The 5,526-nt window shown below is 70.7% G+C and carries 3 protein-coding genes and 1 pseudogene; all 4 read left to right on the top strand.

Going from position 1 to position 5,526, the window contains the following annotated elements; genetic code table 11:
• A pseudogene (locus tag I71_RS00475) lies at nucleotides 1-870 on the top strand (phage tail tape measure protein); the annotation flags it as partial.
• Nucleotides 870-2,444, top strand: a complete 1,575-nt coding sequence (locus I71_RS00470) for a hypothetical protein (RefSeq protein WP_042688629.1) — start codon at nucleotides 870-872, stop codon at nucleotides 2,442-2,444. The pseudogene I71_RS00475 and the gene I71_RS00470, both read left to right, overlap by 1 nt.
• A gap of 3 nt (nucleotides 2,445-2,447) precedes the next feature.
• Entirely contained in the window at nucleotides 2,448-3,359 is a 912-nt protein-coding gene (locus tag I71_RS00465) for a hypothetical protein (protein ID WP_042688628.1), read from the top strand.
• The coding region (locus I71_RS40920; protein WP_042688627.1) for a hypothetical protein at nucleotides 3,356-5,526 on the top strand (2,171 nt) is incomplete at its 3' end. The genes I71_RS00465 and I71_RS40920, both read left to right, overlap by 4 nt.

The raw sequence follows: 5,526 nt of genomic DNA, 5'->3' as shown, positions 1-5,526 counted from the left end.
CGCCAGCTGGGCAGCCTGTCCAGCCTGCGCGACGTCATGGACCAGAGCTACGCCGTCTGGCAGGCGGCGCTGACGCCGCTGATGCAGTTGACCGGCAGCACCGACAACCGGCCGCACTACAGCGCGCCGGCGGCGGTACAGTCGGCCTGGGATGGCCTGTCGGGCGAGCAGAAGCACGGCATCGCCCGGGCCATGGGCTGGGGCGGGGACATCGACGAGGCCTTCAATCTGTGGCTGGCCACCTCGACCGAGCGTGCCACCGCCTTCGGCGCCGACGTCACCGCCATCGCCGGCGGGGGGCGCTATGGCGCACCGGACGACGTCGGCCGGGCCTGGGAGGCGCTGACCCAGGCGCAGCAGCTCGCCGCCGTCCGCGCCGCCGGTTACGACGGCGGCATCGACAGCGGGCTGAACGCCTGGGTGAAGCTGGGGCATCAGCCCGCCTTCGAGGCTGCAGTGCGGGCGCAGGCGCACGGTGCCGGTGTCCCAGGCTTTGCCACCGGCGGCATTTCCTACGGGCCGCAGCTGGCGTGGGTATCGGAAGGCGCCCACAGCGCCGAGGCCCATGTGCCTCTGCCGGATGGCCGGCGCATCCCGGTGGCGCTCGACCTCCGGCTGCCCGGCAGCGGCCTGGAGCCGCCGGCGCCGACGGTCTCTTTCCGCCGTCCCGACCTCGATGCCGGCGGCGCCGGCGTGGCCGAGCTGCTGGAGGCGGTCGAGGGCCTGCGCGACGAGGTCCGCGCGCTCGGCCGCGACGCCCTCACCCAGCGCGCCCGCATCGGCGCCGATGCCGCCGCCCTGCTGGCCCGCGTCGAGGCGGCCACCAGCGACCTGCCCCGCAAACTCGCCAACACCCGGAGGGCCGCCTGATGAAGGTGCGTCTCGTCGACCTGACCCTGTTCCATCGGCCCAGCGGCCACCGCCACCGGCTGCCGCTGGCCAGCTTCCCCGGCTACCAGTCCGGCCCTGCCGACAGCCCGCCGAACGTCACCTGGCTGCCGCTGGTGACCGCTGGCGCCGACGCGTCGGTGTCGATCGGCAGCCTGGGGGCCACGGACGGGCAGGCCGAGCTGCGGATCGGCGATCTGGTGCTGCGCAACGAGGCCTCCCGCAATCCCGGGCAACGCTTCGCCTCCGTGCAGGATCTCGACACCGGCGCCTGGCTGCGCCTCGCCCTCGATGACCGGCCGCTCAACCTGCTGCTGACCGGCGACTATGTCATCCAGTCGGTGACCGAGCGCGAGATCGAGGACGGGGCGCCGCTGGCGGACGCGGTGACCGTCTGGACCGCCCGGGTGGGCCAGCCCAAGCCCAAGCGCACCGAGATCGCCCTGCCGATCTACGACGCCCGCCTCGACTACGACACCCCGATCCAGACCGAGCGCTACAAGGGCACCGGCGGCTATGAAGGGCCGGCCGAGCTGAAGGACACGCTGAAGGAGCTGCCGCTGGGGCACTGCCCGATGGCGCGGCCGACCTATCTCGGCATCGTCGATGGCTTCCACCGCTGGTCCGTCGGCGGCGGCAAGCCGGTGCAGGACGTGCCGCGGGGCTGGTCTTCCGGTGTGTCGGTGGTCAAGCAAAGCGGTGCCACGCCGGCGGACAACGCCCACTTCACGGTCGACCTCGCCAGCGGGATCATCACCACCACGGTCAGGTATGCCGACTTCCGCGTCGAGGTGCTGGGCCGGAAATTCGCCGGCACCTACCGCCGCACCATCGGGGAGCTGATCGCCGCCCTGGCCACCGGCGCCGGGCTGGCCAGCACCGTGGACAGCGCCGGCATCGACGCGGTGCCGCGCACCGTCGGCCTGTTCCTCGCCGCCGGCGACGGCACCACCCACGCCGCCGCCTATGCCAGGTTCGTCGGCAGCGTGCCGCGCGGCGGCTGGTATGTCGGCACCGCCGGCCAGCTGGTGGTGACCCGCGTTCCCCGTCCGACCGCCGCGGCGTCCGTCCGCGCCTACAGCAGCGCCGCCGGCACCAGCACGGGCCTGCAGTATGTCGAGGGCCAGCACAACCCGCCGGCCAAGCAGGTGGTGCTGCGCTGCGCCCACAACCCCGGCCCGTCCGGCAGCGCCGCCTCCGACGCCACCGCGGCCGACGCCACCCGCTGGACCCAGGAATGGGTCGAGGTGCCGTCGGCCACCGACGCGACGATCGCCGCCGCCTGGGGCAGCGCCGCCAAGGTGGCCACCATCGAGACCGCCCTGAGCTTCAGCGCCGACGCCGCGGCCGAGCTGCCGGCCTGGGTGGCCGAGCTGTCGGCACCGCCCACCCTCTACGAGCTGCCGGCGCTGGACGGGGCGCCCGGCGTCTGGATCGGCGACACCGTGACAGTGGAGGACGACATCGCCGGCTTTGCCGAGGGGGCGCCGGTGGTGGTCTATGGCCGGACCGTCGCCGACCGCAGCGGCGGCGCCACCCTCTATGTGGCGCGGTGAGCCATGGCCACCGGACTGCTGGCCCACATCAACGAGCTGTCGGAACAGGACTGCGCCATCGCCGGCACCCCGGCCGACTGGGCGGCAACGGCGCCGCTCGATGCGCTGAAGACCTTGCCGCTGGTGGACGCCGCGGTGTCCACCCGGATCGGCAGCCGGGACCGGCCGGTGGTGCTGGAATGGGAGTGGGAGCGGCCGATCGACCTGACCTATGCCGGGCTCTACCGGTCCAACCTGTGGAAGACCGGCCGCATCCGGCTGGAGGCCTTCAAGACCAGCGCGCGGACCGCGCTCGCCTTCACCACCCAGCATGCCAGCGGCATCGACCGCCTGGTGCTGCCCGGGCTCTACGATCCCAAGACCCTGCGCTTCGGCGGTGAGAACACCGTGCTGGGCCAGCTGGGCGCCCGGGAGTTCCTGCGCTACCCGACCAACATCCATGTGACGATGCCGCTGTGCAGCGCGCAGGTGCTGCGCTGGACGATCTACGGCCCGGCCTACCGGGTGACCGGCAGCCGCTACAGCACCACCGAGCAGGCCTATCGCATCGGCTTCGGCTGGGCCGGCGACAGCTTGGCATTCGACCGCCATGTCGGTGCGTCGGCGGACGGCTACCGCCGCGGCGGCACGGTGACCGAGCTGGCCGGCGGCGGGGTGGCGGTGGAGCCCGGGCGCGGCCGGCGCACCGCCACGCTGGACCGCACCGTCAATGAGGCCGGCGACCGCGACCGCCTGTTCGACCTGGTCACCTTCCTCGACGCCGACCGGCCGGCGGTGTGGCTGCCGGACACCGACAGCGCTTTCGACTGCTACCGCTATGGCGGGCTTTTCCAGGTCATCGAGGACTTCAGCCAGAAGTACCTGAACGACCTGCACAGCGCCGCCACGATTTCCCTTGGCGAGGTGACGACATGACGACGCTGGCCACCATGCTGGCTGCGGCCCAGCGGCTGCTGACCTATTACAACGGCGACGAGAAGACGGCGCAGAACCCCGGCGGTCTCACCGGTGTCGGCGGCATGGCCGACAACTGGGATCCCTGCATCCAGGACATCGGCACGGTGGCCAACGGCATGGGGGAGGCTCTTGCCGCCGCCCAGGCGAGCGGGGCCGATGCCGCCGCCAACGCACAGGCGACCGCAGCGGACCGGCAGGCGGTGGCGCAGGACAGGACGGCTGTGCATCAGGACCGGCTTGCGACGGGCACCGATGTGCAGGCGACCGCGGCCGACCGCCAGGCGGTGGCGCAGGACAGGACCGCGGCCGGCAACAGCGCGTCGGCCGCCGCCACCAGTGCCAACCTTGCCGACCAGAACGCCGCCGCCGCCGGTGGCGCCGTTCCGGCGGTGCGGCTGAGCTGGGACACAGCAACGGCCGACGCCGATCCGGGCAACGGCAAGCTGCGCATCAACAACGCCTCCTCCGCTGCCGCGACGGCGCTCTATATCGACAACCTGGACGCATCCGGCACCTCCATCACCGCGGTGCTGGATCGCTGGACCAACAGCACGAACGTGGTGAAGGGCACCTTGCGGATCGCCCATCGCACCAATGTCACGAAATGGTTGGAATTCCAGGTCGGCGGCACTGTGGTCGACGGGGGCGGTTACCGCAAGATCACGGTAACCGGCGGCACAGGACCGGGCGGCTTCGCGGCCGGCGACCCCGTGGCTATCGGCTTCAGCCGGGCCGGCGACGCCGGTGTCACCCCCGCCAGCTTCGCCCCCGGCACGCTGGCCGCACCGGGGTGGGCGGTGACGGGCGACAGCAACACCGGACTGGCGCAGGTAGGCGGGGCGGACAGCCTCAGTCTGATTGCCGGCGGTGTGGAGGTGCTGCGGGTCGGAGCCGTGGCAAACGCGATCAACTACCCCCTGTTCTACGGGGCTTCGGCCGGCACCGCCCCGAAGCTGACCCCGGCAGGGGCCGACGCCAATATTTCCATGACCTACGATACGAAGGGCACTGGAAACCATATCTTCTATACCAACGGCGGAACGCCCCAGCTCTCCATCGGGCACACCGCCGGAGCGACCAATTACGTCCATACGACAGGAAGCAACGGCGGGGCGCCGACCGTTACGGTTGCCGGTGCTTCCGCCAACATCGATATCCAATACTCGACCAAGGGCAGCGGCACACATTGCTTTGCCGCCAACGGTGCAAATCAAGCATCGATTGGCGGTCCGGCCGGTGCAAACCGGATGGTCGCCCTGTATGGGGCCAATGGCGGCGCGCCGACCGTCACCACGACCGCCGGCGACCTGAACATCACCAGCGCGACCGGGAAGGTTCTGGTCAACGGGGCTGCCATCTCCGCCACATCCTTCCCGGTGGTGCCAAAGTCCGCCGCCTACACCGTCACAGCTGCAGACGCATCCAGGACGTTCGCCTGTACCGGCACCTTTCAGCTGTCGCTCCTTGCCTCCACGGTTGCGGGGAATGGCTTCCCGCTGGTGGTCTATAACGCCGGCACCGGACAGATCACGGTAAAGCCGGCCGGGGCGGAGACCATCGGCGGTGCCGGCGCGGTGGGGGTCGGGCCCGGCACAGGCATCTTCATCGTCTGCGACGGTGCGTCGGCGTGGTCGGTCGTCGGTACGGTTTCCTCTGTCACGACGCTTGACCCTGCAAACAAAGGCTCAAGTGTCACGCTGTCAGGGGGCAATTTAATAGCCATAAATTCCACCGGCGCTTGGTCCTGCGTGCGAACCTCCACCGCGATCACTACCGGCAAATGGTACATCCAGTTTCGGCAGGAAGTGACCGACGCAAGCCCAACCAGGGCGATGGTCGGGCTTGCGGCGTCCACAGTGTCCATGGGCGATGGGCAACACATCGGCGGTGCCAATTGCTGGTCTCTGGCCGACTCCGGTCAACTGTCGGTCAATGGATCGGGCACCACCGGATGGTCGCCGGCCTGGGGCGCTGTCGGAAAGGTGGTCGGCCTCTACATCGATGCCACGAACCTGGCCGCCATCANGATCTGGTTCGAGATCGATGGTGTGCTGATCGCCAGCGGCGATCCGGCCACAGGGGCCAACCCCGGCGCCACGATCACGGGCAGCCCGACGCTGTATCC

The organism is Azospirillum sp. B506 (assembly GCF_000333595.1).
Taxonomy (GTDB): domain Bacteria; phylum Pseudomonadota; class Alphaproteobacteria; order Azospirillales; family Azospirillaceae; genus Azospirillum.
Note: the sequence above shows the minus strand (reverse complement) of the source record. Positions and strands in the feature narration are given on the sequence as shown.